Source organism: Caballeronia sordidicola (assembly GCF_000729995.1).
Lineage (GTDB): Bacteria > Pseudomonadota > Gammaproteobacteria > Burkholderiales > Burkholderiaceae > Caballeronia > Caballeronia sordidicola_A.
This window is the reverse complement of sequence record NZ_JNFG01000003.1, coordinates 119,631-140,801: the sequence shown is the minus strand read 5'-3', so window position 1 is coordinate 140,801 and position 21,171 is coordinate 119,631. Positions and strand designations below refer to the sequence as shown.

Annotated in this window: 21 protein-coding genes; 9 read left to right on the top strand and 12 right to left on the bottom strand. The window is 60.1% G+C overall.

Going from position 1 to position 21,171, the window contains the following annotated elements:
• The first annotated feature begins 1 nt into the window (after position 1).
• The 5 genes from FH08_RS0102735 (at position 2) to proX (ending at position 4,433) form a co-directional block, all read left to right on the top strand.
• Positions 2–847: an alpha/beta fold hydrolase gene (locus tag FH08_RS0102735; protein WP_031356844.1), complete on the top strand. Its 846-nt coding sequence runs from the start codon at positions 2–4 to the stop codon at positions 845–847.
• Positions 844–1,200 (top strand): NIPSNAP family protein, encoded by a 357-nt coding sequence (locus tag FH08_RS0102730; RefSeq protein WP_031356843.1) that lies wholly within the window; start codon positions 844–846, stop codon positions 1,198–1,200. Before FH08_RS0102735 ends, FH08_RS0102730 begins: the two co-directional genes overlap by 4 nt.
• Entirely contained in the window at positions 1,197–2,381 is a 1,185-nt protein-coding gene (locus FH08_RS0102725) for a quaternary amine ABC transporter ATP-binding protein (RefSeq protein ID WP_031356842.1), read from the top strand. Before FH08_RS0102730 ends, FH08_RS0102725 begins: the two co-directional genes overlap by 4 nt.
• The gene (locus FH08_RS0102720) at positions 2,371–3,324 is read left to right on the top strand and encodes an ABC transporter permease (RefSeq protein ID WP_031356841.1); all 954 of its coding nucleotides are present in this window, start codon (positions 2,371–2,373) and stop codon (positions 3,322–3,324) included. Before FH08_RS0102725 ends, FH08_RS0102720 begins: the two co-directional genes overlap by 11 nt.
• Positions 3,325–3,395: 71 nt before the next feature.
• The gene (proX, locus tag FH08_RS0102715; RefSeq protein ID WP_031356840.1) at positions 3,396–4,433 is read left to right on the top strand and encodes a glycine betaine/L-proline ABC transporter substrate-binding protein ProX; all 1,038 of its coding nucleotides are present in this window, start codon (positions 3,396–3,398) and stop codon (positions 4,431–4,433) included.
• A 51-nt stretch (positions 4,434–4,484) separates the two neighbouring features.
• On the opposite strand, the gene FH08_RS0102710 is transcribed toward proX, so the two are convergent.
• Positions 4,485–6,071, bottom strand: a complete 1,587-nt coding sequence (locus tag FH08_RS0102710) for an inorganic phosphate transporter (RefSeq protein ID WP_031356839.1) — start codon at positions 6,069–6,071, stop codon at positions 4,485–4,487.
• 323 nt (positions 6,072–6,394) lie between these two features.
• Between FH08_RS0102710 and FH08_RS0102705 the strand changes: the two genes are divergently transcribed.
• Both FH08_RS0102705 and FH08_RS0102700 read left to right on the top strand, forming a co-directional pair.
• Positions 6,395–6,910, top strand: coding sequence for a TetR/AcrR family transcriptional regulator (locus FH08_RS0102705; protein ID WP_419177977.1), 516 nt, complete (start codon positions 6,395–6,397; stop codon positions 6,908–6,910).
• A gap of 246 nt (positions 6,911–7,156) precedes the next feature.
• The gene (locus FH08_RS0102700) at positions 7,157–7,558 is read left to right on the top strand and encodes a VOC family protein (protein WP_031356837.1); all 402 of its coding nucleotides are present in this window, start codon (positions 7,157–7,159) and stop codon (positions 7,556–7,558) included.
• A 107-nt stretch (positions 7,559–7,665) separates the two neighbouring features.
• Here FH08_RS0102700 and FH08_RS0102695 read toward each other — a convergent pair whose 3' ends face one another.
• Positions 7,666–8,709 (bottom strand): rod shape-determining protein, encoded by a 1,044-nt coding sequence (locus FH08_RS0102695; RefSeq protein WP_031356836.1) that lies wholly within the window; start codon positions 8,707–8,709, stop codon positions 7,666–7,668.
• A 184-nt stretch (positions 8,710–8,893) separates the two neighbouring features.
• Positions 8,894–9,697, bottom strand: coding sequence for a hypothetical protein (locus tag FH08_RS0102690; RefSeq protein WP_031356835.1), 804 nt, complete (start codon positions 9,695–9,697; stop codon positions 8,894–8,896).
• 504 nt (positions 9,698–10,201) lie between these two features.
• Between FH08_RS0102690 and FH08_RS0102685 the strand changes: the two genes are divergently transcribed.
• Positions 10,202–10,762: a hypothetical protein gene (locus tag FH08_RS0102685; protein ID WP_031356834.1), complete on the top strand. Its 561-nt coding sequence runs from the start codon at positions 10,202–10,204 to the stop codon at positions 10,760–10,762.
• A gap of 394 nt (positions 10,763–11,156) precedes the next feature.
• On the opposite strand, the gene FH08_RS0102675 is transcribed toward FH08_RS0102685, so the two are convergent.
• From FH08_RS0102675 to FH08_RS0102645, 6 genes are all read right to left on the bottom strand, one after another.
• Positions 11,157–11,681 carry an AAA family ATPase gene (locus FH08_RS0102675; protein WP_031356833.1) on the bottom strand — a complete coding sequence of 175 codons (525 nt, stop codon included), beginning with the start codon at positions 11,679–11,681 and terminating at the stop codon, positions 11,157–11,159.
• Positions 11,682–11,825: 144 nt separating this feature from the next.
• Positions 11,826–12,686 (bottom strand): class I SAM-dependent methyltransferase, encoded by an 861-nt coding sequence (locus tag FH08_RS0102665; RefSeq protein WP_031356832.1) that lies wholly within the window; start codon positions 12,684–12,686, stop codon positions 11,826–11,828.
• A gap of 105 nt (positions 12,687–12,791) precedes the next feature.
• A complete protein-coding gene (locus FH08_RS0102660; RefSeq protein ID WP_031356831.1) occupies positions 12,792–13,187 on the bottom strand; it encodes a hypothetical protein in 396 nt (131 codons plus the stop codon).
• Between the two features lie 55 nt (positions 13,188–13,242).
• Complete coding sequence (locus FH08_RS0102655) at positions 13,243–13,752, bottom strand: DUF1697 domain-containing protein (protein ID WP_031356830.1); 510 nt, start codon at positions 13,750–13,752, stop codon at positions 13,243–13,245.
• 20 nt (positions 13,753–13,772) lie between these two features.
• Complete coding sequence (locus FH08_RS0102650) at positions 13,773–14,954, bottom strand: YbfB/YjiJ family MFS transporter (RefSeq protein WP_081889337.1); 1,182 nt, start codon at positions 14,952–14,954, stop codon at positions 13,773–13,775.
• Positions 14,951–15,859: a LysR family transcriptional regulator gene (locus FH08_RS0102645; RefSeq protein ID WP_051887676.1), complete on the bottom strand. Its 909-nt coding sequence runs from the start codon at positions 15,857–15,859 to the stop codon at positions 14,951–14,953. Before FH08_RS0102645 ends, FH08_RS0102650 begins: the two co-directional genes overlap by 4 nt.
• 147 nt (positions 15,860–16,006) lie before the next feature.
• On the opposite strand from FH08_RS0102645, the gene FH08_RS0102640 reads away from it, so the two are divergent.
• Positions 16,007–17,269: an MFS transporter gene (locus FH08_RS0102640; protein WP_051887699.1), complete on the top strand. Its 1,263-nt coding sequence runs from the start codon at positions 16,007–16,009 to the stop codon at positions 17,267–17,269.
• A 168-nt stretch (positions 17,270–17,437) separates the two neighbouring features.
• Here FH08_RS0102640 and FH08_RS54290 read toward each other — a convergent pair whose 3' ends face one another.
• The 3 genes from FH08_RS54290 to FH08_RS0102625 all read right to left on the bottom strand — a co-directional run bounded on the left by FH08_RS54290 (position 17,438) and on the right by FH08_RS0102625 (position 21,143).
• Positions 17,438–17,650: a helix-turn-helix domain-containing protein gene (locus FH08_RS54290; RefSeq protein WP_419177978.1), complete on the bottom strand. Its 213-nt coding sequence runs from the start codon at positions 17,648–17,650 to the stop codon at positions 17,438–17,440.
• 857 nt (positions 17,651–18,507) lie between these two features.
• Positions 18,508–20,043, bottom strand: a complete 1,536-nt coding sequence (locus tag FH08_RS0102630) for an efflux transporter outer membrane subunit (RefSeq protein ID WP_160172430.1) — start codon at positions 20,041–20,043, stop codon at positions 18,508–18,510.
• Positions 20,022–21,143, bottom strand: coding sequence for an HlyD family secretion protein (locus tag FH08_RS0102625; protein WP_035565142.1), 1,122 nt, complete (start codon positions 21,141–21,143; stop codon positions 20,022–20,024). Before FH08_RS0102625 ends, FH08_RS0102630 begins: the two co-directional genes overlap by 22 nt.
• Between the last annotated feature and the right edge of the window lie 28 nt (positions 21,144–21,171).

Genomic DNA, 21,171 nt, shown 5'->3' with positions numbered 1-21,171 from the left:
AATGGACGCCGCCAGGACTTCAACGACGCAAACGGCGAGTGACCGCACGTTCAGCGGCCGTGGCGTGGTGCTGAATTATCGGCTTCAGGGTGAGGGTTCGCGGTCGCTGGTTTGCATCCACGGCGTGGGTTCGAGTCTCGAAGCGTGGGAAGGCGTCGCAGCAAAACTTGGCGACACCTTCCGCATCCTGACGCTGGATCTGCGTGGTCATGGACGCTCATCGCTGATCAAGGGCCGCTATGAAATCGATGATTTCGTCGGGGACGTGCTGGCTCTCGCTGATCATGTCGGCTTCGAACAATTCGACCTCGCCGGCTTCTCGCTCGGCGGCCTGATTGCGCAGCGGCTGGCGCTCACGCATAGGACGCGCCTGAGGAAGCTCGTGTTGCTGGCCACCGTCGCGGGACGTACGCCCGAGGAGCGTGAGCGGGTCGCAGCGAGGCTTGCTGCACTGCAAGCCGGCGACCGGGGCTCCCACTACGATGCGTCGTTGTCGCGCTGGCTGACCGAAGGGTTTCAGGAGCGCAATCCCGAGCTGGTCGAGCGCATGCGTCAGCGCAATGCCGAGAACGATCCCGACTGCTACGCGTCCGCTTATCGCGTGCTGGCGCAAACGGACTTCGGTGGTCTTATCGATCAGATCAGCGTACCGACCCTGATCGCAACCGGAGAGGAAGACCAGGGTTCCAATCCGCGCATGGCGCACTTCATGCACGAGCGCATTCCCGGCTCGCAACTCGAGATCCTCCCCGGCCTGCGGCATTCGATCCTGATCGAGGCGCCGGATCTTGTCGCGACGCTGATGCGCCGCTTTCTGGCGGGTGATGATCAGGAGACGGGCCGATGATTGTCGAAGAGCGGATCTATCGGATCAGGAACGGCCGCATGGGCCGTTATCTTCAGCTTGTGCGGGAGGAGGGGTTGGCCATCCAGCAGCCCATCCTCGGCGATCTCGTGGGATATTTCACTACCGATATCGGTCCGCTCAGCCAGGTGATTCATTGGTGGGCTTATGCAGACCTTCAGGACCGGGCGCGCCGCCGTCAGCAACTGGCGAATGATTCAAGATGGCAGGCTTTCCTGCCCAGGCTGTCAGAGAACATCGAGCAGGCGGAAAACAGGATTCTCGTGCCGACGGACTTTTCACCGTTGCAGCATCTGTCCTGTTCCGCCGGCTCTCATGAGGAGAAGAGGCTATGACCGAGCGCTTGAAGATCGAGCACTTGTACAAGGTGTTCACGGACAAGCCGGAGAGAGCGCTGGCGATGCTGAACGCCGGGAAAAACAAGTCGGAGGTGCAGGAGACGCTGGGTCAGGTAGTGGGGCTCGACGACGTTTCCTTGAGCGTGCCGTCGGGTTCGATGTACATGATCATGGGACTCTCGGGTTCGGGCAAGTCCACGCTTGCACGCTGTATCAATCGGCTCAACGAACCGAGCGCCGGAAAGATCCTGCTGGACGGCGAGGACATCTGCACGCTCGATGAAACCGGATTGCGCGAGGTCCGGCGCAATCGCATCTCCATGGTGTTCCAGCATTTCGCGTTGCTGCCCAATAGAAGGGTGATCGAAAACGTCGAGTTCGGATTGAAGCTGCGCGGCATGTCGGCGCCGGAGCGACGCAAGCGCGCCGAGGAAGTGCTGAGCGTGGTCGGCCTCGCGCGTTGGGCTTATCACCTTCCGCATGAACTGAGCGGCGGCATGCGTCAGCGCGTGGGCCTGGCGCGTGCGCTCGCAACCGATGCGGACATCCTCATCATGGACGAAGCGTTCAGCGCGCTGGACCCGCTGATCCGCACCGAGATGCAGGATGAGTTGCTGCGTCTGCAGCGCACGTTGAGCAAGACGATTTTGTTCATCACGCACGACTTCCAGGAGGCGCTCAAGCTCGGTTCGCGCATCGCGATCATGTCGGAGGGGCGACTCGTGCGCGAAGGCACGCCGCAGTCCATCGTGCTTGAACCCGGCAGCGATTACGTCGCTGCATTCACGCGTGAAGTGGACCGTGGACGGCTGTTCGATGCAGGGTCGGTGATGACCTCGCTTGTGCCCATCCTGCGCGGCCCCGATGGGATCGTGCTGGGCGATGCTTCCGGCGAACCGGGACCGGGCTTCATGCTCGACGCCGATGAACGCATCCTTGGCGCCGTGACGGCGTCCGGGATCGAACTGGCGCGCGGCGGCTCGATGCCCCGGCCGGAAGCGCGCTTCACCTGCGTACCCGCCGATACCAAGCTCGTCGATGTCGCCGGCAGTTATCGCGCCGGCGGAACGATCGGCGTCATAGACGAAACCGGCCGGCTGATAGGCCGTCTGGAAGCCGGGCAGATTCTTGCCGGCATTGGCGCGCCTAACGCCACGGGAGTACGCCATGTTAATTAAAGCCGATGATCTCGCAGGCCTGCCGGTCGGCGAATGGATCCAGCACGGTGTGCAATGGATCGCGCTTAACTTGCGGCCGTTCTTCCTCCTCATCAAATGGCCCGTTGAACGGCTGTTGAACTTCAACGACAGTGTGCTTCACGCGATCCCGTTCCCGGTCATGCTGTTGTTGATGTTCCTGCTCGCGTGGCGCTTGGCGAGCCTCGGGGTCGCTGCGTTTACCCTGGTGGGACTGATTGTTATCGCGATGCTGGGCGTCTGGGATCAAGCCATCACAACGCTCTCGCTGATCGCAACCGCCATTGTGTTCTGCGCGGTGATCGGCATTCCAATCGGCATCTGGTGTGCGCGCAGCGACCGGGTCTGGCGGATCGTCCGGCCGGTGCTGGACATCATGCAGACCACGCCGACGTTTGTGTATCTCGTGCCCGTGGTGATGCTCTTTGGCGTCGGCACGGTACCGGGCGAGGTCGCGGTCGTCATCACGGCCATGCCGCCGCTGATACGCTTTACGCACCTCGGGATTCGCATGGTCGACCATGAGATCGTGGAGGCGGGTCTCGCGTTCGGTGCGGACAAGCGCCAGCTCCTGTGGGAGGTTCAGTTGCCGTTGGCCATCCCGACGATCCTCGGCGGCCTCAACCAGACCGTGCTCACCGCCATGGTGATGTCGGTCGTGATCGCAATGATCGGTGCAGAAGGTCTGGGGCTGGTGGTGCTTCAGGGGTTGGGACGTCTCGATGTCGGCCAGGCGGGCATTGGTGGTATCGCCATCGTGCTGCTCGCGATGATGCTCGATCGGATCACCCAGAAGCTGGCCCAGTCGAAGGGTGGAACCAGGAGCGCGCTTCTGCCGGTGCTGGCGAGATTCATCCGCGGTGGACGACTCCCCAGGGGCACGCCGACAGACACGGCCCACGATGCTGAAAAGGCCCTGCGATGACGGTCAGTGAACCTAAGCAAGCGTCTGGTTTGAAAACCAGGCGATCGAACGATCACGAAAGAGGAGCATTGATGAGAGCATTTGTCCGGGCAGCCGCCGCACTCGCTGCCGTCGCAGTTGTCGGCCTGATATCGATCAACGCGGTTGCTGCCACGCCGGCGCTGCCGGGAGACGGCAAGATAATTCGCTACGCACAGGGCGACAGCCTCGGTGGCAACTACGTCGCGGCCCAGATCGTGATGAAAGCGATGAAAGCGCTGGGCTACGACGTGAAGATGAGCACGATGAACACCACGCTGTTCTTCCAGGCAGCGTCGCAGGGCGACGAGGATATCGCGACCGATGTAAATTTCCCCCAGCGCGAGCCAGGTTTTCGGGCCGTTGAAAAGCAGGCGCAAATAGTCGGCAGCGGCATGATTGTAGGCGGCGGCATCAACGGCTATGTCATCGACAGGAAGACGGCGCTCGCGTACAACATTACCAGTCTGGACCAAATGAAGGATCCCAAGATAGCGGGGCTTTTCGGCAGCGATGGCAAGGCGGAACTGATCAGTTGCGACCCGGGCTGGAGTTGCGGTGACGTGGTGGATTACCAACTGGATAAATTCGGCCTCAAGCAAACCGTCCACGCGGTGCGCGGTAAGTACGAGGCATTGATGGTCGATGCGGTGACGCGCGTGAAGAGCGGCAAGCCCGCGTTTTTCTACGCATGGAGTCCCTCATGGGCCACGAACGCGCTGGTTCCAGGAAAGGACGTGGTATGGCTGCCTACGCCCGCGGATGCCATGCCGCCCAACGTGCCCAACAAGGCCACAGCGCTATTGAAGGGCGTTGAAGGCTGTGCTGGCGGTGCTGACCCGTGCCGCATGGCGATGTCGTCATGGAACTTCGATTCCGTGGCGAACAAGGAATTCATCGCCGCCAATCCCGCCATCAAGACGCTGATTGAACAGATCAAATTCCCGGTCGCGACATGGTCACAGTGGGAGTATGCGATCAGCAAAAATGGCGGGTCTTCGCCGCTGATTACGAAGCTGGCCGATGAATGGGTTGGAAGCAACAAGCCGCAATTTGACCAGTGGGTTGCAACCGCGAGCAAGGCGCGATGACACGGCAGTGTCGATGCCGTCTGGTGCGTGGTTCAGGACGGCAGGCGGCGTTCAAGCGATCACGCGAAACAGCCAATAGAGCCCTGCGGCCAACGCAATGGACGCCGGCAGCGTCAGCACCCAAGCCAGCACCAGGCTTCGCAAGGTGTTCCATTGAAGGCCCGATCCATTCGCTGCCATCGTGCCCGCAACGCCCGATGTCAGTATGTGCGTAGTCGATACCGGCAGTCCGTATAGATCCGCGGCTCCGATGGTCAGCATGGCGACCACCTCTGCCGATGCGCCCTGGCCATAGGTCAAGTGCTGCTTGCCGATTTTTTCCCCGACCGTCACGACAATCCGCTTCCAGCCGACCATTGTGCCGAGCCCCAGTGCAATGGCGACCGCGACCTTGACCCAGGTCGGGATGAATTTGGTCGCATGATTAAGCTGCAGATTGTAGGCGTCGATAATGGCCAGATCATCAGCCGTGAAAGTGGGCAGCTTGGATTTCTCCATCAGACGAATGGCTTCCGACACCAGATACATGCTGTTGCGTACATTGTCGACCAGGCTGGGCGGCACGGTACTCATCGATCCGGCTGCTGTGATCTGCTGGGCCACGGTGTCGGTAAGTTGTTTTACCGCCGGCAGAGTTGCGTCTGTCATTTGACGGGTTCGCACATAAGTTTCCACGTCAGCACGAGGGTGTGCAGACGCGGGCAGGCCGGCGGCGTACCTGTCGAACACGGCCGAGGCCTGATGGGCGACATTCACGAAGGTCTGCGTTTGCTCGGGCGTGACTGCTTTGTTCAGGGCATAGGCTGTCGGCACCGTGCCTATGAGGATCAGCATGATCAGGCCCATGCCCTTTTGCCCATCGTTCGATCCATGGGCAAAAGAGACACCCGTGCAGGTGAGGATCAGCAGGCTGCGAATCCAGAATGGCGGCGGTTTATTGCCGACCGGTTCAGCGTAGAGCGCGGGAACACGTACCACGGCCTTGAGTATCAACAAGAGCAGGCCGGCGAGCAAGAAGCCGACGATCGGCGAAAACAGGAGTGATTTGCCGACACCGACGGCCTGTGCCCAGTCGACCCCGGTAGTACCTGAGGGGCCGCGCATCAGTTGATTCATCAGACCGACGCCGATGATCGAACCAATCAGCGTGTGTGAGCTGGAGGAGGGTAGTCCGAGGTACCAGGTTGCCAGATTCCAGACGATCGCCGCGATCAGCAACGCAAATACCATGGCGAAACCGGCGTGCCCACCCACCTGCAAAATCAGCTCGACGGGGAGCAACTGGACAATGCCGAACGCCACCGCGCCGCTGGAGACCAGTACGCCCGCAAAATTCCATCCACCCGACCAGAGCACGGCGAGATTCGGCGTTAGAGAGTGAGTGTAGATAACGGTCGCTACGGCGTTCGCAGTGTCGTGAAAGCCATTGACGAACTCGAAGCCAAGCGCAATCAGCAACGCGAAGCCAAGCAGGACGTAGGGGAATGCCGAGCTTTGTTTGACCGGTTCGAGGTCTATTACCAGATGGACTGCGACGTAGGCGACGCCTACCGCGATGATCAGCAGGAAGATTGCCAGGCCGGTGCTTCGGGTACGCGCACTGACTGCACTTGTCTGAGGAAACATGAGATCAGGCATGATCATTTCCTGTGACTGCGGCTTGCCATCGTACAACTAGCCTTTATTGCAAACAGTGAAGGATTTGTGGCGTTTATATTTCGGATACCTTTCCATTGTGTTTAACATGTTGCTACTAACATGGCTGTGTCCCTTAAGGAAATCGTTCGCTGCGCGGTAGAATTCGAGTGAATACTCGCTTTTTACCAGGTCGCATCGTGACGAAAATCAGACGTCAATCATTAAAGCCGCGAAAGATTCCGCAGCAGTCCCGTGCCGAACAAACCGTCGCCACGATCCTGGAGGCAGCGGCCCGCGTGCTCGAAACGAAAGGAATGGACGGGATGAATACCAATCTCGTCGCGCAGCGCGCGGGCGTCGGCGTCGGTTCCCTGTATCAATACTTTCCTAACAAGGACGCGATCATTGTTGCCCTTTGCAAGCGGGAAGGGGCCGTGTTTTTTGCAGAGGCTGAAGGCGCATTGAGCGAGCCCACGGGTCAGAGGGCATTGGAGCACCTGATTACCGTCTCGGTCCGTCAGCAACTGCGTCGTCCTGCGCTTGCACGCGCGCTCGATTTCGAAGAAAACCGTCCCGCCATTGCCAGCGAACTGGCGACATCGAAGACCGCTTTTCGCGAAGTGATTCGACAGATCCTGGCCCGTGAGGATATTCCACCGCAGCCAAACATGGAGACCACGACCGACGACCTCGTCGTTGTGCTTCGCGCCATCGTGGATGCAGCTGGAGAGCGCGGGGAATCGGATCGAAAGGATCTGGAAAGGCGCGTCAGCCGTGCCTTATTCGGATACCTGGGGATCGTGGATCGTCAGCCCGAAAAGTCACGAGCCCGGAAATAGGCGTCTTCCCGGACAGCGCGGTAAATGCGAGCAATCGTTCATATCAGTGGTGTGGCAGACGCGTAAACCCCCGCCGTTACTGGGCCACGCGCCAAGGAAAGTGTGCTGTCCAATGCGAGTTTAAAAATCGAGCAATTACTCGCAAAATGGACGCCGTGGAGCGTCGCACGATCGGCACAACCGCATAGGGGCCGATCGGTGACCACTCCCTCTAAAGCGCATTTCAACCTGTCTGCGAGATCGACCATGAATCTTCATAAAGAAGCAAAACTGAATCACCTGAGCTTTCCCACTACCAACGTAGCCGAGACGGCTGCATTTTTCGAGAAATACCTCGGCTGCGAGATCGTCGCCGCTGGGGAGAGCTGCCTGCTCAAACGGAATGGCTTTGACATCGTTCTGGATCACGTCGCGGAAGACGTGCCGGCGTGGCCCAAAAATTTCCACTTCGGCCTGGAGGTCGACAGCCTCGATGACGTCCATATTCTCTATAAGGAATTCATGGAGGGCGGCGTTCGCATGGAAACAGAGGTATTTAACAACTCGCGTGGCTCGCGGTTCTTTTGCCGCTCACCGGGTGGCGTCCTGATCGAGGTCAACACTCGAGCAGATATGCAGAAGCAGGATGAATGGCAAAAGCTGTTTTAAAGAAACACGCGAATGGCATACGAAACGTATGCCTCCATCAAGTGATGGTTCAACGCCCCCGCGTTGGCACGGAAGCAGTAACCGCAAGAGCGATGGCGCCGATGCCTTCAGTCGTAGGAGAAGACGCTGCCGAACTTGTCCATGCGTTCGAGCGCCATGCCAGAGCCGCGCACGACGCACGTCAGGGGCGCTTCAGCGACGAGCACCGGCAGGCCGGTTTCCTCGGCAAGCAGACGGTCGAGGTCACGTAGCAGTGCACCGCCGCCCGCGAGCATGATGCCGCGCTCGGCGATGTCGGCGCCAAGTTCAGGCGGCGTGTTTTCGAGCGCGATCTTGACCGCTGAAATGATCTGGTTCAGCGGGTCGGAGAGGGCTTCGAGGATCTCATTGCTGGATACCGTGAAGCTACGCGGTATACCTTCGGACATGTTACGGCCCCTCACGTCCATTTCCCTGACTTCGGAGCCAGGGAAAGCCGAACCGATTTCTTTCTTGATGGCTTCGGCGGTCTGCTCACCGATCAGCATGCCGTAATTGCGACGGATATAGTTGACGATCGCGTCGTCGAATTTGTCGCCGCCGACGCGCACGGAACCTTTGTACACGATACCGCCGAGTGAAATGACCCCTACCTCGGTGGTGCCGCCGCCGATGTCGACCACCATCGAGCCGGTCGCCTCGGACACGGGCAGGCCGGCACCGGTTGCGGCCGCCATGGGTTCTTCGATCAGGTAGACCTGCGACGCGCCGGCGCTATGCGCGGCTTCCTTGATCGCACGCCGTTCGACCTGAGTGGATCCGCACGGCACGCAGACAACGATCCGCGGCGATGGCGCGAACATGCGGTGCTCGTGCGCCATCCGGATGAAGTGTTTGATCATCTGCTCGGTAATGCTGAAGTCGGCGATCACACCGTCCTTCATCGGGCGTATGGCTTCAATGTTGCCGGGCACCTTGCCGAGCATCTGCTTGGCTTCCTTGCCCACGGCCAGAATGGTTTTCTTGCCATTCGGGCCGCCTTCCTGACGAATCGACACGACCGAAGGTTCGTCGAGGACGATACCCTTGCCGCGCATGTAAATCAGCGTATTCGAGGTGCCGAGATCGATGGCCAGGTCGTTGGAAAAATAACTGCGTAGAAAACCGAACATTCAAAATCCTGTGTTGCGTGACGCCAGGCGCTTGGCCCGACCACGTGCGACCAGGCTGCGGTCGAAAGCGGGAAGAGTAACAGCTTCGGGGAAACGGAGCCGCAGCGGTGCACGCAGACCGTCAGGCCGGTCACATAAGCGCTGTTGAACGGGAGCGGAAGTTGTGCTCCGTCGCCGGCTTCGGTCAGGGCTTTGCATCTTCCGGCTTCCAGCCCATGGCCGCGGCAAGGCGGCTTTGTACTGGGACGAGCTGGTCATCCGTAGTCGCCACCAGCCACAGACGTGCGCGCTCCGCGATCTGGCGGTTGTGGTCCTTCAATGGACCCATCGCACTAGCGGCCTTCCAGACCACGGGGCCAATTTTGCTCTTCCTGCCCGACACCGCGCCGACCAGCAGGCAGTAAGGTCCCAGCGGAAGCGATACAAACGGAAGACCCGGACTGACTCGCACGCGCCAGTCGATGAAGGGCGCCTCGCTGATCAGCAGCGGCGTGGGCAAGCCGTAAAGCACACTGAAATCGTACAGCGCCAGTTGCTCCCGCATGCCGGTGTAGATACGCCGGATGTCTTCGACAACCGCCGCACGGATCTCGTCGTCAAACATGGCCTCTTGCTCATAGCGGGCCAATGCCTCGCGAGCTTCCTGTTGATAGGCGCTGAACAGGCCGAGTTCCACGCAATCCTGCACTGCGCGCTGAACCTCCGCGACAGAGCCGGCTTCCTCCGGTGTGCCTAATTGCGCAGCCCGCAAGAACCGGGCAAGGCCCGCGTCCTGGATCGCAGGACCCTCCACGGATGCATCGTCCTGAGCGTCCTTGTCGAGAGGCACATAGACATATTTTTCGGCTGCGAAATGCGATTTTTTGCCTTCATCAAACTTGATTTCGCCATCGATGTAGTCGAGATAGCGAGTCCCAATCCGGCCATGCTCCCAAATCCAGTTCTTCAGGAGCGGACGTAGCGGGTGTAGTCGGTCGTGATCGGCCATTGAAACCTCCAGGTGCCTCAGTATAGTTCCAAGCCGACTGCTCCACTTCAGCCGGAGAGACGTGGGGCGCCGTATTTCCCTTTGTATGCAGGAAGATCCAATATTTGCGATATTGATTTGGCATCTGCGAATATCGTGGCATACACTATTTTTTGCTATGCGATCTTCAAGCATGGCTGACCCACGAAGTCACCATTGCGCGGACTTTCGTGCACCCCTTTTGCACGTGTCTGCCAACACCGAGCGAAACATCACTGCTTGGTGAAGCGTTTCGCCATGCATTAGCTGGCCTGCGCTTGGGCTTTCCCGCCTCACTTCTCGAACAGACGACCGCGTCGACGGTCCCCCGTTTCACTATCGCCGGGTCCGCAGAAGGCGGTGGTCCGGGCATAACTGTGTCTGTATTAGTTTCAGTTTTCCGAATGGCGAGCCTGATTGAGTCTGGCAATAAGAACCCTTGCGCCTCGGAACTCAAGTACCTGACTCGGGGACAAGGAGATGATCATGAAGATCAAGCATTTGAGCATTTTGTCAGCAACCGCCGTTGTACTTGTCTCGCTAAGTGGCGCCGCGCAGGCCGGCGGGCTTTGTTCGAACGCAACGCTAAAGGGAGCGTATGGGTTTAGCGCCCAGGGTGAAGTTCTTGGATGGCTGGAGGGAACTACGCTGCACCCGTTCACCACCCCGTCCATCCTGAATGACGTCGCCATCGTGACGTTTGATGGCTCAGGTCGGTTTACACGAACCGACTTCGGGAATATGAACGGGGTCCCGAAAGGTGGGCAGACTGCATTCAATCCGAATCAGAGTGGCACCTACAAGGTGAACGACGATTGCACCGGTACCATGCAAATCACGTATACCGCCGGCCCCGTGCCGGCCGGCGTCGTGCTTGACCTGGAAATGGTGGTCGCTGACGACGGGACGCTCGTCAAAGCGATTATCGCCACGGAGACCGTCCCGTCCGCCGGGCCGGCCGCCGACGGCAAATCGTGTTCGAATTGCGAGGTAGCTGTGCAAGTGAGCTTTGAGGGGAAAAAGGTGCTGATCTACGGCTTCCGCTAATCGAGTCGCGGATCGGTTCACGCTTGCTCACCATGGCGTTTTGCATGAGGGGAACTGAGCCCGAGCTTGGGCGCAGTTCCTCGGCCCTTTAAAGCCTGCGCGTTTTGCGTGATGATTGTGTCGCGTTTCCTATCTATCGCGGCACGGAGGCCGCTGTGCTCCTGATGCTGGCGGACCCCGACGGCACCAACATGATCATGGCTATCCAAAGAGGCCGGCGTCGATCGGCATGATCGTGAGCGTAAATACCCCATAACGAACGGGAATTTTGATCCCAGCCAAAGAGGGTGGGGTATCGGTCGTTGTGGCCGGCGAGCAGACGGCGTCTATCAAGGGAGTCGCTGAGGCCCTTGCGTTCTTCAGGGATGTCCCAAAGAAACGAATTTTTTAAACGCTAAAGCATTCGAGTTTCCGGAAGCGACATCGACAGGTAATGAATGATTGTTTCGACGGCCTGCTCAACTGACACGTTAGCAGTGTCGACTATCAGATGCTCTGAGTGCCATGGATCGTATTGACGTTCAAGCACGCTTTTCCATGTCGGCAACGTGTGGCCCGGGATGTCGGCCCGTCTGCCCTCGACTCTCTGACGGTGCGTCGTTGTATCGGAACAAATCAGCTCGATCTCGAAGACCTGCACACCTGCTTCGAGCGCCACATTTCTCCAGGCGCTACGCGTTACATGCAACGAATTGACGGAGTCCGCGACAACGGTCAACCCAAGCCGCAAATTGTCGCTCGCAACAGCATATCCAGCGAGATAGCCGGCAGGTCCGATATCCGCCTGAGCGCTCCCTGACGCGATGAATGCTTGCTCCAACGTATCGATACGCAGATAAACCGCCGCGAGTTTGCGAGCGAGCGTTTGCGCTATTGTTGTCTTTCCGGTTCCCGGTAGTCCACCGAAGGCAATCAACATTTTCGATGCTCCTTGTGTATCGGAGATTGTCGCAGGATTCCTGCGGCGACCTTCAGAGCGCCAAAGGTGCCCGCCTGAACGATGACGTCAGCGCTGCATGGATCGCCGGGCATGGGCTGGGTGATTGAGTGCCTTTCAGTAACGTTATGTACTTGCGACCAGCAGTTCCTCCGCATTGTTTGGCGGGCGCAGACCATCTGTCCTGTCCACGAAATAGCGCTGGGTAAGATCGGCCGCCGAGACGTGCCGTGCTTCTCTAAAGCCCGCTTCGCGGGCCATTGCCTGAATCTCCGACGGCGTGAAGAAGCTGAGGAACGGCGTCCCGCTTGCTCGCGCTCCCTTCTCTGCCATCTCGAGCCCGGGACGTATCTCGGGGTCTGCCATCTCCAGCGGGAGCAGGAATGTCATGGCGAGCGTCGATCCCGGGGCGAAGGCCGCGACCTGACGCAGCGCGGCCGCGTTCGCCTCCTTGGAGAGATACATGCTGACGCCCGTGGAGACCACGATGGCAGGCGTGCTGTCATCGAAGCCGGCTGTCACTAGCTCATCTCGCCAGGCCTCTCCCGCCTCGAAATCGACAGGCACGAATCGCAGCCAGTCCGGGATGCCGAAGCCGAGCTCGATCAGACGCTGACGTTTCCATGCCTGAGGACCAGGCTGGTCGACCTCGAACACCCGGAGGCGGGAAGCGATCTCCGGCCTCCGTTGCGCGAAGCTGTCGAGGCCGGCGCCGAGGATGACATACTGCCTGAGCCCGTGGCCGGCCTGTTCCACCACCAGGTCCTCAATGAAGCGCGCACGAGCCACGATTGAGGCGCGAAAGGGCCGCGTGAACTGCGGGTCCATGTCCCCGCGGCTGCGCCAATCCTTGTCCGGCGCCAGCAGCTTCAGGCCGATTTCGTCTTCAAGTACATGCGGCGTTGCGTCGGCCTCGACATGCAGAGCGCGCCACAAGGCGACTCGCGCAGCTGTGCTGTCTGGCGCTGCATCTGGCGTGTCGTTCATGATTTTCAATCCTGTTTTTTCGTGTTCGTGGTCGTGTTCGTCTGAAGCCGCGGGCTGCGCGTTATCGATCGGACCTTGACGCTGCCATTTAGACGCAACGAGCAATCATGAAGAAAACTGGGCACAGAGCGCGGCCAGATCGCGCCGCACCCAGGCTGCATCGGCTTCGAATTTCTCAGTCGACATACCCGGTTGCCGGAACAACGTGAATGCGACCTCGGCTCCGGCACCATTTTGAAATACGCGCATCGGCACATAGATTTTCTCGCCGCTGCTCAGGCGAACGTAATGGTCCATCACGCCAAACTGATTGTGAGCGGTAAATCGAATGCTCACGCTTCCCTCCGGGCCGTGAGCTTTCCAGTGATCGTCGCACTCTTCGAGCGTCGAATCTGCCAGTCCTGACGCCCAGGTTTGGAATGCCTCAGGACGCCAAATCGCGTTGTACAGGTCTTGCCAATCGCGATCGATGGAGACGCTTATTGTTAATACATGCAGCATCGATTCACTCCTCGAAACAGGCCTCGAATCTACAATCCAAGCCATGACAAACCACCTACGCAGCCGCCCACTCGGAGAGCTTGGCGACGGTATTCATGTTGCGAGCGGTTCCAGTTCCGGCGGCCGGGATTTTCAGCTTTGAACGGGCTATTCCGTCTTTGTAGTGCACGTAGATCTCACGTGTCCCGAGTGCGATTTCTTCTGTTTGCTGGCCGCTCACACTATCGAGCAAGTCTGCAGGAGGCGGTGCGTCGAGGAAGATTGCGACGGTTCGATCCGGCGCCGCTGAGCTGAAGGTATTGTTGGCAAGAACCGCGGCTAGCTCAGCGCCTGTCCGGACTAGGACGCCTACCGGCTTTCCCGCATAAGTCTCAAGGCAACGCTCCAGTTTCGCTTTCACGGATTTCTCCGAAAGCTTGCTGTCGAACACAACATTGCCGCTGGCGATATACGTGCGCACGTTGGAAAAACCAACGGAGGCGCACATTGCGCGAAGTTCAGACATGGGGAGCTTGCCGGTGCCGCCAACATTCACGGCCCGCAAGAGAGCGGCGTAGGTAGTCATCCACGCATTCTATTGCCATTTCAATCTGCGTGGCTCTGCTCAGACCTGCCCAGACGTACGCAAAGCATTGCCGCCACCGCCAACGCCGCCGCAGCCGTCTCCAACGATCCCGAGAACGAATGATGCGGTGCGTACATCGCATTGGCGACAAGCGGTCCCACGATCTGCCCGATGCCAAAGCATGCGGTCATCACGGCGAGAATGCTCATGCGCATCGTGTGCGCTACCCGGCGGGCTGCGAGCATCGAAATAGTGGTGGTGCCCATGAATGTACCGCCTACGATCAACGCGCTGCCGAGGAATCCAACCGCGTTCGGCGACACGACCGGCAAGAGGACGCCTACCGCTTGCAGCGCGAGATTCAGGAACAGCGCGCGTCGCGTACCAAGGCGCATATGGATTGCATGCCAGATGAAACACGACGGAACCGCGCCCAGCCCGAACAACGCCCAGACTTGGATCGGATCGATTGAACCAAGCGCGTTCCGGACAAAAAACGGCAGATAGGTCGCGGTGATGATGTAGCCGAAGCCCGCCAGCCCGTAAAGCGCAATCAGCCGCCCCGCATCGAGCGCGGGGAAGGACTCATGTCCGTGCAAGCTTGCACGCGTGCCGGGAGCGTCAACCGGGCGTGCATCGAGACTCGGCAGCGCAATTGCACCGAGGATCAATGCGCCTGCTGCCAATACCCACCAAAGCCCGGCGCTATGCAGATCGAATGCACGTCCCGCGATCAGCATTTCCGACGACAGCACAATGCCCATGCCGACACCCGCATAAAGCAAGGGGGCGCCGTGCGTGTGGCCGCGATGTTGCAGCAGCCAGAGCGAAGCCGCCACCATGGTGACCGCGCTGACGGCGCCCGTGATGCCGCGCATCGCGATGATCAACCAGGGCGCACTCAACAGCGCCGTCACCCCGAGACAAACCACAATGCCCGCGAGCGCGAGCATGCACAGCCTGCGCGAGTGTCGCGGATGCACTGCAGCAATCAGCAGCGCTCCGGCCAGATAACCCGCATAGTTCGCCGATGCGGCGAGCGTGCCCTGGTGCACGGTCAGCACGGCATCGCTGACCATGACGGGGTAGATGCCCGTGAACGCAAAACGTCCGAAGCCCATTCCGACTGCCATGACGAGAGCGGCAACCAGCGCCGCCATGCCTTGGCCTGCAGTCGATGAAACCTGGCGAATCGTGCTCATGATGATTTTCTCCTTGCTGCGCGATTCTTCGACATAAATGGCGCAAGCGCTTCGCGCAGCGCGTTGAAAGCCGCCGTCTCGTATCCGTTTCGATGGATGAGGCACGTATCCACCTTCGCCACGACATGCGTGCGCAACGCCGGCGGTTCGCGCAGCAACTCGAGCACGCTGCGCGGCACGAGCGATACGCAGCCGCCCGCCGCGACGCACGCCAGCATGGTGTGATACGACCCGACTTCCTGGATGTCGAGCGGCGACCTGTCCTGACCAAGCCATTCTTCAGCGAGCACGCGGTAGCTGCAGCCGTCTGCGAACGCAGCAAGCGAACGCACGGTGATGTCCGCGCCCCGGCGGACGGCGGCATGTCCCGGCGGCAGCACGAGCAGGATTTCCTCGCGAAACACGGGTTCAGCGTGAAGTCCAACTGCCTCGAGATCCGATGCCGACGCCATCTCGCCGCACGGCGGCAGCGCCGCGAACGCGCAATCGACCAGACCGTTGCGAACCTGTTCGATCAGTTGCCGCGAGGGCGCAGTCGTTATCCTGAGCTGGACGTCGGGGTACTGGACGTGCAGGGCTGAAAGCGGTCCCGGAAGACGCGCCGCAGCCGTGCTTTCCATGCTGCCAATTCGCAGCGTGCCCGAGGGCGCTTGCGGGCTTAGCGCTTGCCGTGCTTCGTCGGCCAGCGCGAGCATGCGGTTGGCGTAGCCGAGAAAACGTTCGCCTTCCGTGCTCAACGTAAGGCGATTGCCGTCGCGCCGAAACAGTGCCACCCCCAGTTCCTCCTCGAGCTGCTGGATTCGCGTGGTCACGTTCGACTGCACGCGGCCGAGCCGCTTGGCCGCCCGGGTCACGCTGAGTTCGGCGGCGACGACGCGAAAAATGTCGAGACTGGTGTGGTCCATAAAAATCTCAATTTGAGAACGATATAAACATCATATTCCTAAATTGAGATAATATGCAAGCGGTCTACTCCTTTTGCGATGGTGACCCGGATCGACGCCCATGCGCCCGGCCATCGCCCAACGCCAGATAGAACGATCGAGGCCCTCATGAATCAAGCAACCAGTTCATTTATGCCGCCGGACGGCCATGTCCAGAGGCTCAGTTATGCCGAACGCAACGCGCCATATTGGCGGCGCAATCTTTTTGTCTGCGTATTCGGGTCTTTTACGACGCTGCTTAGTCTCAGCATGTTGCTGCCGTTCCTGCCGCTGTATGTACAGCAGTTGGGCGTGAGTTCTCCGGCGGCGGTCGTGCAGTGGTCGGGTGTCGCATTCGGCGCCACGTTCTTTGGCACCGCGATTACAGCGCCGCTTTGGGGACGCCTGGCGGACCGTTATGGCCGCAAGCCCATGTTGATCCGCGCGGCGCTCGGCATGGCCATCGTGATGTCGATGATCGGCCTCGCGCATAACCTGACCGAGCTTGTCGTATTGCGGCTGATCGCGGGGTTAATCGGCGGATACGCCTCGGCATCGATCGTCATGGTCGGCACGCAAGCGCCTCGCGAGCGCGCCGGATGGGCACTGGGCGTGCTGTCGACGGGTGCGCTCGCAGGCAATCTCGTGGGACCGCTGGTGGGCGGTTTCCTGCCGACCTACGTCGGTATTCGCGGCACCTTCTTCGTAGGCGGTGCGATCATCGCCGTGGCTGCGCTGCTGACCATCGTGCTTGTGCGCGAAGACTTCGATCGTGCGACCGACGTGAAGAAGCGTGTCGATACTGGCGCGGCTTTGCCTCCGGTCATGAACCGGCGGGTGATCCTCGCGCTGCTGGTGACAGCCATGATGGTGTTGCTCGCCAACATGTCGATCGAGCCGATCATCACGGTTTATATCGGGCAACTCGGCGTGCCGCATGACCATGTCGCGCGCATGGCCGGGATCGTGATGGCGGCATCGGCGTTCGGCAGCATGTTGACGGCCGCGCGGTTTGGCGCGCTGGCCGATCGCATTGGCAGCTCGAAGGTCATCATCGGGTGTTTGATCGCGACCGGCGTGGTGCTGGTGCCGCAGGCGTTCGTCACCGACTGGTGGCAGTTGGCCATTCTGCGCGGCTTGATGGGCATGACGCTCGCGGGACTGCTTCCATCGATAGCCAAGGAGATCCGGCACGCGGTCGCCGATCACAACTCCGGCAAGACGCTCGGCTATTTGCAGTCCGCCCAGTTCAGCGGGCAGGTGATAGGCCCGTTAATCGGTGGGCTGATCGGCGCGCATGTCGGCTTGCGCGCGGTGTTTTTTGTGACGTCGTCGTTGCTGCTCGTATGTGCCGGGTTAAATCGGTGGGCGAGCGTTAAGCCGGTGAGGTGAGCAGGTCGTCCCTGGCCGAAGCCTCAATAGGATCGTTGCTTGATTCCCCAACGATCCTCGTTGTAGGTGACCGGCGCGCGCCCCTCGATGGGCTCGGTGGGTGACTGCTTTGACAACGCTATGTGTGAAAATTTTTTCGCCACGCGCGAATGTGAGCTATTGGCACGCTCAACTTTTCTGCCTATCCAGCGTAACCGAACGCCTGCGAAATTCACTGGGCGGCACACCCATGTGTTGGGCGAAAAAACGGGTGAAGTGGCTGTGTTCTTCGAACCCCAACTCTTCTGCCACGTCGGATAGCGGTTTGTCGCTTGCCCCAAGCAACTGGATCGCATGTGACATACGGACCCAATCGATATAGTGTTGCGGTGAAATGCCCATGCATAGGCGGAATTGCTGAAAAAATCTCGACCTGGATAGCCCGACCTGAGCGGCCACCTGTGCGACGGTGGGATTGGTTACCGAGGCGTGCTTGATGAAATCCAGCGCTTTTCGGATGCGAAAGTCGATGGGTCTGCCTGACGATATGATCCCGGCCGTCAGCGCAGGATCGGCAAAGTCCCGACCGAGCGCCGTCACCAGATCTTCAAGAATGTGCATGCAACCGTCGTCCTGGGCGACCAGGTGGTTGGTGATCGCGGCAGCGATGCGATCCACGTGGTGCCGAACGTCCGGCGTGACGACCACCGCAGCCTTCGGGAAGATGCTCGCCGTCCCGCCTTCAGCAAGTTTCAATTGCTGGCGCAGCCAGGGCGCTTCAATGACGAGAGAAAGGATCAGGGATGGCTCGCCATCACTGCTGCTTTTCGAGTGTTCGAGCCAGGGATTCAGGCAAATTGCCCGTTCGGTTGTAAGCGCGCATTCGTCCGCGCCGATGCGGAAATTGCAGTTGCTTCCGCCAAGCTTGAAAAGAAACTGGTACTGGGAGTGAGCGTGAGCAACAAGCGGACGGCTTATGAAGTTTACGGTTGCTCGCCCGAAGCTTCCTTGCAGAATCCACACAGGCTTTTCGCCATCAATTGGTACTGTTGTCATGCTCGTTACATTAATCAAATGTGCTAAGTGTCGTCAATCGGTAGAAACACGTTCGGGCATGCCGTTTGACCGAGCGCCTATTCTTGTCTTAGGGAGGGGCAGTGAAAGCCTCCGGAATGGCTGCATTTAGAAAAAATCGACTTTGAATAATTTGTTTTATTGACAACAATTTCCAGGCGGGAGAGGAAGTCGGGATCTTTTTTTCATTGCTGCAGGGTGGAGACGTTAGGGGTATTGTCCTGGGCCTGCCAGCCGCCGCCGAGCGCCTTGTAGAGCGCGACGAGCGCAAGCGCGGTATCCCGATCGATCTGCGCCAATTTATCGTCGGCAGCATACAGCGAGCGTTCGGCGTCGAGCACGGAGAGGAAGTCATTGAGACCTTGCCGATAGAGCCGTGTTGCGATGCTCACGGCTTCCCGGTCGGCTGTTACCTCCGCGGCAAGTCGCTCATGGCGCACCTGGGATTGCGCATAAGACACAAGTGCCGTCTCGACATCCCGGAGCGCACCGAGAACCGTCCGCTGGTACGCAGCGGCGGCTTGATCGGTCCGCGCCTGTTCCGCGCGCATCGCGAAGCGAACCTTGCCGGCATCGAATATCAGCCAGTTGATGCTCGGGCCGATCGAGAAATAGCGGCTCGGCGCAGTGAGAAATGTCGAGGCGTTCAGGCTCTCCAGACCCGCAGCGCCGGTTAGCGAGAAGTGAGGATAAAGATCTGCCTGAGCGACGCCGATACGGGCGTTCGCGGCGGCAATCCGGCGTTCTGCCGCGCGAATATCCGGCCGGCGTCGCAGGAGATCGGACGGAAGGCCCACGGGCACGTCCGCGACTGCCAAAGGAATCGCTTGCGGGGTATCCAGCTGGGCAAGCAATTGCTCCGGCGGATGACCGGTCAGCGCGCCGATTCGATAAATGGACGCGCGCTCATTCGCCTCGAACGTTGGGATGGCAGCCTCGGTATCGGAGACTTGCGCTTGCGCACGCAGCACGTCGAGACGCGAGGCGAGCCCAGCGTCGAATTGCGACCGGGTCAGCGACAGCGAATCCTTCTGGATGGCAAGATTGCTGCGCGCGACCGCGAGTTGTCGCTGCACGCCGCGCAATTCGATGTAGTTGCGTGCGACCTCCGCGAGCAGTGTCAACTCGACGTCCCCGAGGTCTGCCACCGTGGCCTGATAGGACGCCTCGGCCGCTTCTACGCCGCGCCGCGTGCCGCCGAACACGTCGATCTCCCACGATGCGTCGAATCCGGCCTGCCAGAGATTGCCGGTGGCGCCCGGACCGAGACCGCCGGGCGGTACGCCGATCGGCACATTGGCGCTGCCGTGGGTCCGGTCATATTCGGCGCCGGCTTCGGCGCTTGGGTATTGATCGGCGCCGGCAATGCCCCGCAAAGCCCGCGCTTCGCGTACACGCGCTTCGGCAATGGCCACGTCGGGTGCTGAACGCAGCGCGTCTGCCATGAGCGCGTTGAGCGTAGCGTCATCGAACCCTTCCCACCAGGTGTCATTCGACGTATTCGACGTTTGTGGTCTTGTCGCCTCACTCGTTGCCGAGCCGATATGTTCTGTAAAACTCGCCGGCATGACCGGCTTCTGCGACACGTAGTCGGGCCCCACGGTGCAAGCCGTGAGGAGTCCCGCCGATGCAGCGATGCTAGCGGTGAGACTGGCGATACGCCGTAGACGGCCAGGATGAACGCTAGCCGGCCGCGACGCTAGTTTCGAAAGCCGAGCCACGCCGGGCGCTCCCTGATGAAGATTTCTGTTTCGACCGACATCCCTGGCGAGATCCATTCAAGTGCTTCCCCGGGGTTGTCGAGTTCGATTTTCACCGGCACCCGCTGCACCACCTTCACAAAATTGCCCGTTGCGTTCTCTGGCGGCAGAAGCGCGAAGCGCGAGCCGGTCCCGCGCTGGATGCTGTCGACGTGGCCGCGAAGCCGCAAGTCCGGAAACGCGTCGACGAATATCGCGACTGACTGGCCCGGTCTTACGTGGGTGAGTTCGGTCTCCTTGTAGTTAGCAATCACAAAGAGCTTGTCCGGCACGATCGACAAGAGCGTTTGCCCAGGCTGCACAAAGTTACCCTGCTCGACGCTCTTGTTCGCGACGCTGCCGGACTCGGTTGCGTAGATCCTGGTGTACGAGAGGTTGAGCGTCGCTTGCGCGAGCATGGCTTGAGCCTGAGCGACCGAAGCCTCGGCGGTTTTCACCTGGGCGCGTGCAAGCGTCGCCTGCGCCTGTAATGCATCGACCTTGACCTGGGCCGCAGTCACGGAAGCCCGCGTCCCGTCAGCGGCCGCTTTGCCCTCATCGACGCGCTCCGATGACACGGCGCGCACATCGGAGACGGATTGCAGCCGCGCCAGATTGGCGACGGCAAGTTTCGCATTGGCGCGGGCGACGTCAAGTTCTGCCTTTTGCTGGCCGATGTTGGCATCGGCCACCGCGACCTGATTGCGCGCCTCCTCCAGCTTGCCAATGGCCGCCGCGACGTTAGCGCGCGCCAAATCTACCTGAGTGACGTAGTCGCGCGGGTCGAGTTCGACGAGGAGATCGCCACTAGCCACCTTGCTGTTGTCGTTGACATGAAGGGTCTGCACATAAGCCGGGACCTTGGGGATGACCGAAACCAGATGCGCGTCGACATAGGCGTCGTCCGTCTGCTTCTCGTACAGATTCGGCACCAGGAAATACGCGGCGATTGCCAATAGGACGATCAGCACGAGAATGCCGAGGATCATCCACCGTCGATTGTCAGGCTGCGGAGGAGCCGGAGGTGTAATCACGGGCGGCGGTGTGGCTGCTGGTTTTTGAACCGGCGGCGCTTCGCTCATCGCAGCCCCCGGTCGCGCGGATCAATGG

Excerpts from the sequence above, each read along its gene's own strand:
- FH08_RS0102625 (WP_035565142.1), bottom strand. The coding sequence starts at position 21,143 with ATGAGCGAAGCGCCGCCGGTTCAAAAACCAGCAGCCACACCGCCGCCC.
- FH08_RS0102660 (WP_031356831.1), bottom strand. The coding sequence starts at position 13,187 with ATGCTGCATGTATTAACAATAAGCGTCTCCATCGATCGCGATTGGCAA.
- FH08_RS0102700 (WP_031356837.1), top strand. The coding sequence starts at position 7,157 with ATGAATCTTCATAAAGAAGCAAAACTGAATCACCTGAGCTTTCCCACT.
- proX (WP_031356840.1), top strand. The coding sequence starts at position 3,396 with ATGAGAGCATTTGTCCGGGCAGCCGCCGCACTCGCTGCCGTCGCAGTT.
- FH08_RS0102720 (WP_031356841.1), top strand. The coding sequence starts at position 2,371 with ATGTTAATTAAAGCCGATGATCTCGCAGGCCTGCCGGTCGGCGAATGG.
- FH08_RS0102690 (WP_031356835.1), bottom strand. The coding sequence starts at position 9,697 with ATGGCCGATCACGACCGACTACACCCGCTACGTCCGCTCCTGAAGAAC.
- FH08_RS0102685 (WP_031356834.1), top strand. The coding sequence starts at position 10,202 with ATGAAGATCAAGCATTTGAGCATTTTGTCAGCAACCGCCGTTGTACTT.
- FH08_RS0102705 (WP_419177977.1), top strand. The coding sequence starts at position 6,395 with ATGAATACCAATCTCGTCGCGCAGCGCGCGGGCGTCGGCGTCGGTTCC.
- FH08_RS0102640 (WP_051887699.1), top strand. The coding sequence starts at position 16,007 with ATGAATCAAGCAACCAGTTCATTTATGCCGCCGGACGGCCATGTCCAG.
- FH08_RS0102645 (WP_051887676.1), bottom strand. The coding sequence starts at position 15,859 with ATGGACCACACCAGTCTCGACATTTTTCGCGTCGTCGCCGCCGAACTC.
- FH08_RS0102730 (WP_031356843.1), top strand. The coding sequence starts at position 844 with ATGATTGTCGAAGAGCGGATCTATCGGATCAGGAACGGCCGCATGGGC.
- FH08_RS0102710 (WP_031356839.1), bottom strand. The coding sequence starts at position 6,071 with ATGCCTGATCTCATGTTTCCTCAGACAAGTGCAGTCAGTGCGCGTACC.
- FH08_RS54290 (WP_419177978.1), bottom strand. The coding sequence starts at position 17,650 with ATGGGCATTTCACCGCAACACTATATCGATTGGGTCCGTATGTCACAT.
- FH08_RS0102655 (WP_031356830.1), bottom strand. The coding sequence starts at position 13,752 with ATGACTACCTACGCCGCTCTCTTGCGGGCCGTGAATGTTGGCGGCACC.
- FH08_RS0102665 (WP_031356832.1), bottom strand. The coding sequence starts at position 12,686 with ATGAACGACACGCCAGATGCAGCGCCAGACAGCACAGCTGCGCGAGTC.
- FH08_RS0102735 (WP_031356844.1), top strand. The coding sequence starts at position 2 with ATGGACGCCGCCAGGACTTCAACGACGCAAACGGCGAGTGACCGCACG.
- FH08_RS0102725 (WP_031356842.1), top strand. The coding sequence starts at position 1,197 with ATGACCGAGCGCTTGAAGATCGAGCACTTGTACAAGGTGTTCACGGAC.
- FH08_RS0102675 (WP_031356833.1), bottom strand. The coding sequence starts at position 11,681 with ATGTTGATTGCCTTCGGTGGACTACCGGGAACCGGAAAGACAACAATA.
- FH08_RS0102650 (WP_081889337.1), bottom strand. The coding sequence starts at position 14,954 with ATGAGCACGATTCGCCAGGTTTCATCGACTGCAGGCCAAGGCATGGCG.
- FH08_RS0102695 (WP_031356836.1), bottom strand. The coding sequence starts at position 8,709 with ATGTTCGGTTTTCTACGCAGTTATTTTTCCAACGACCTGGCCATCGAT.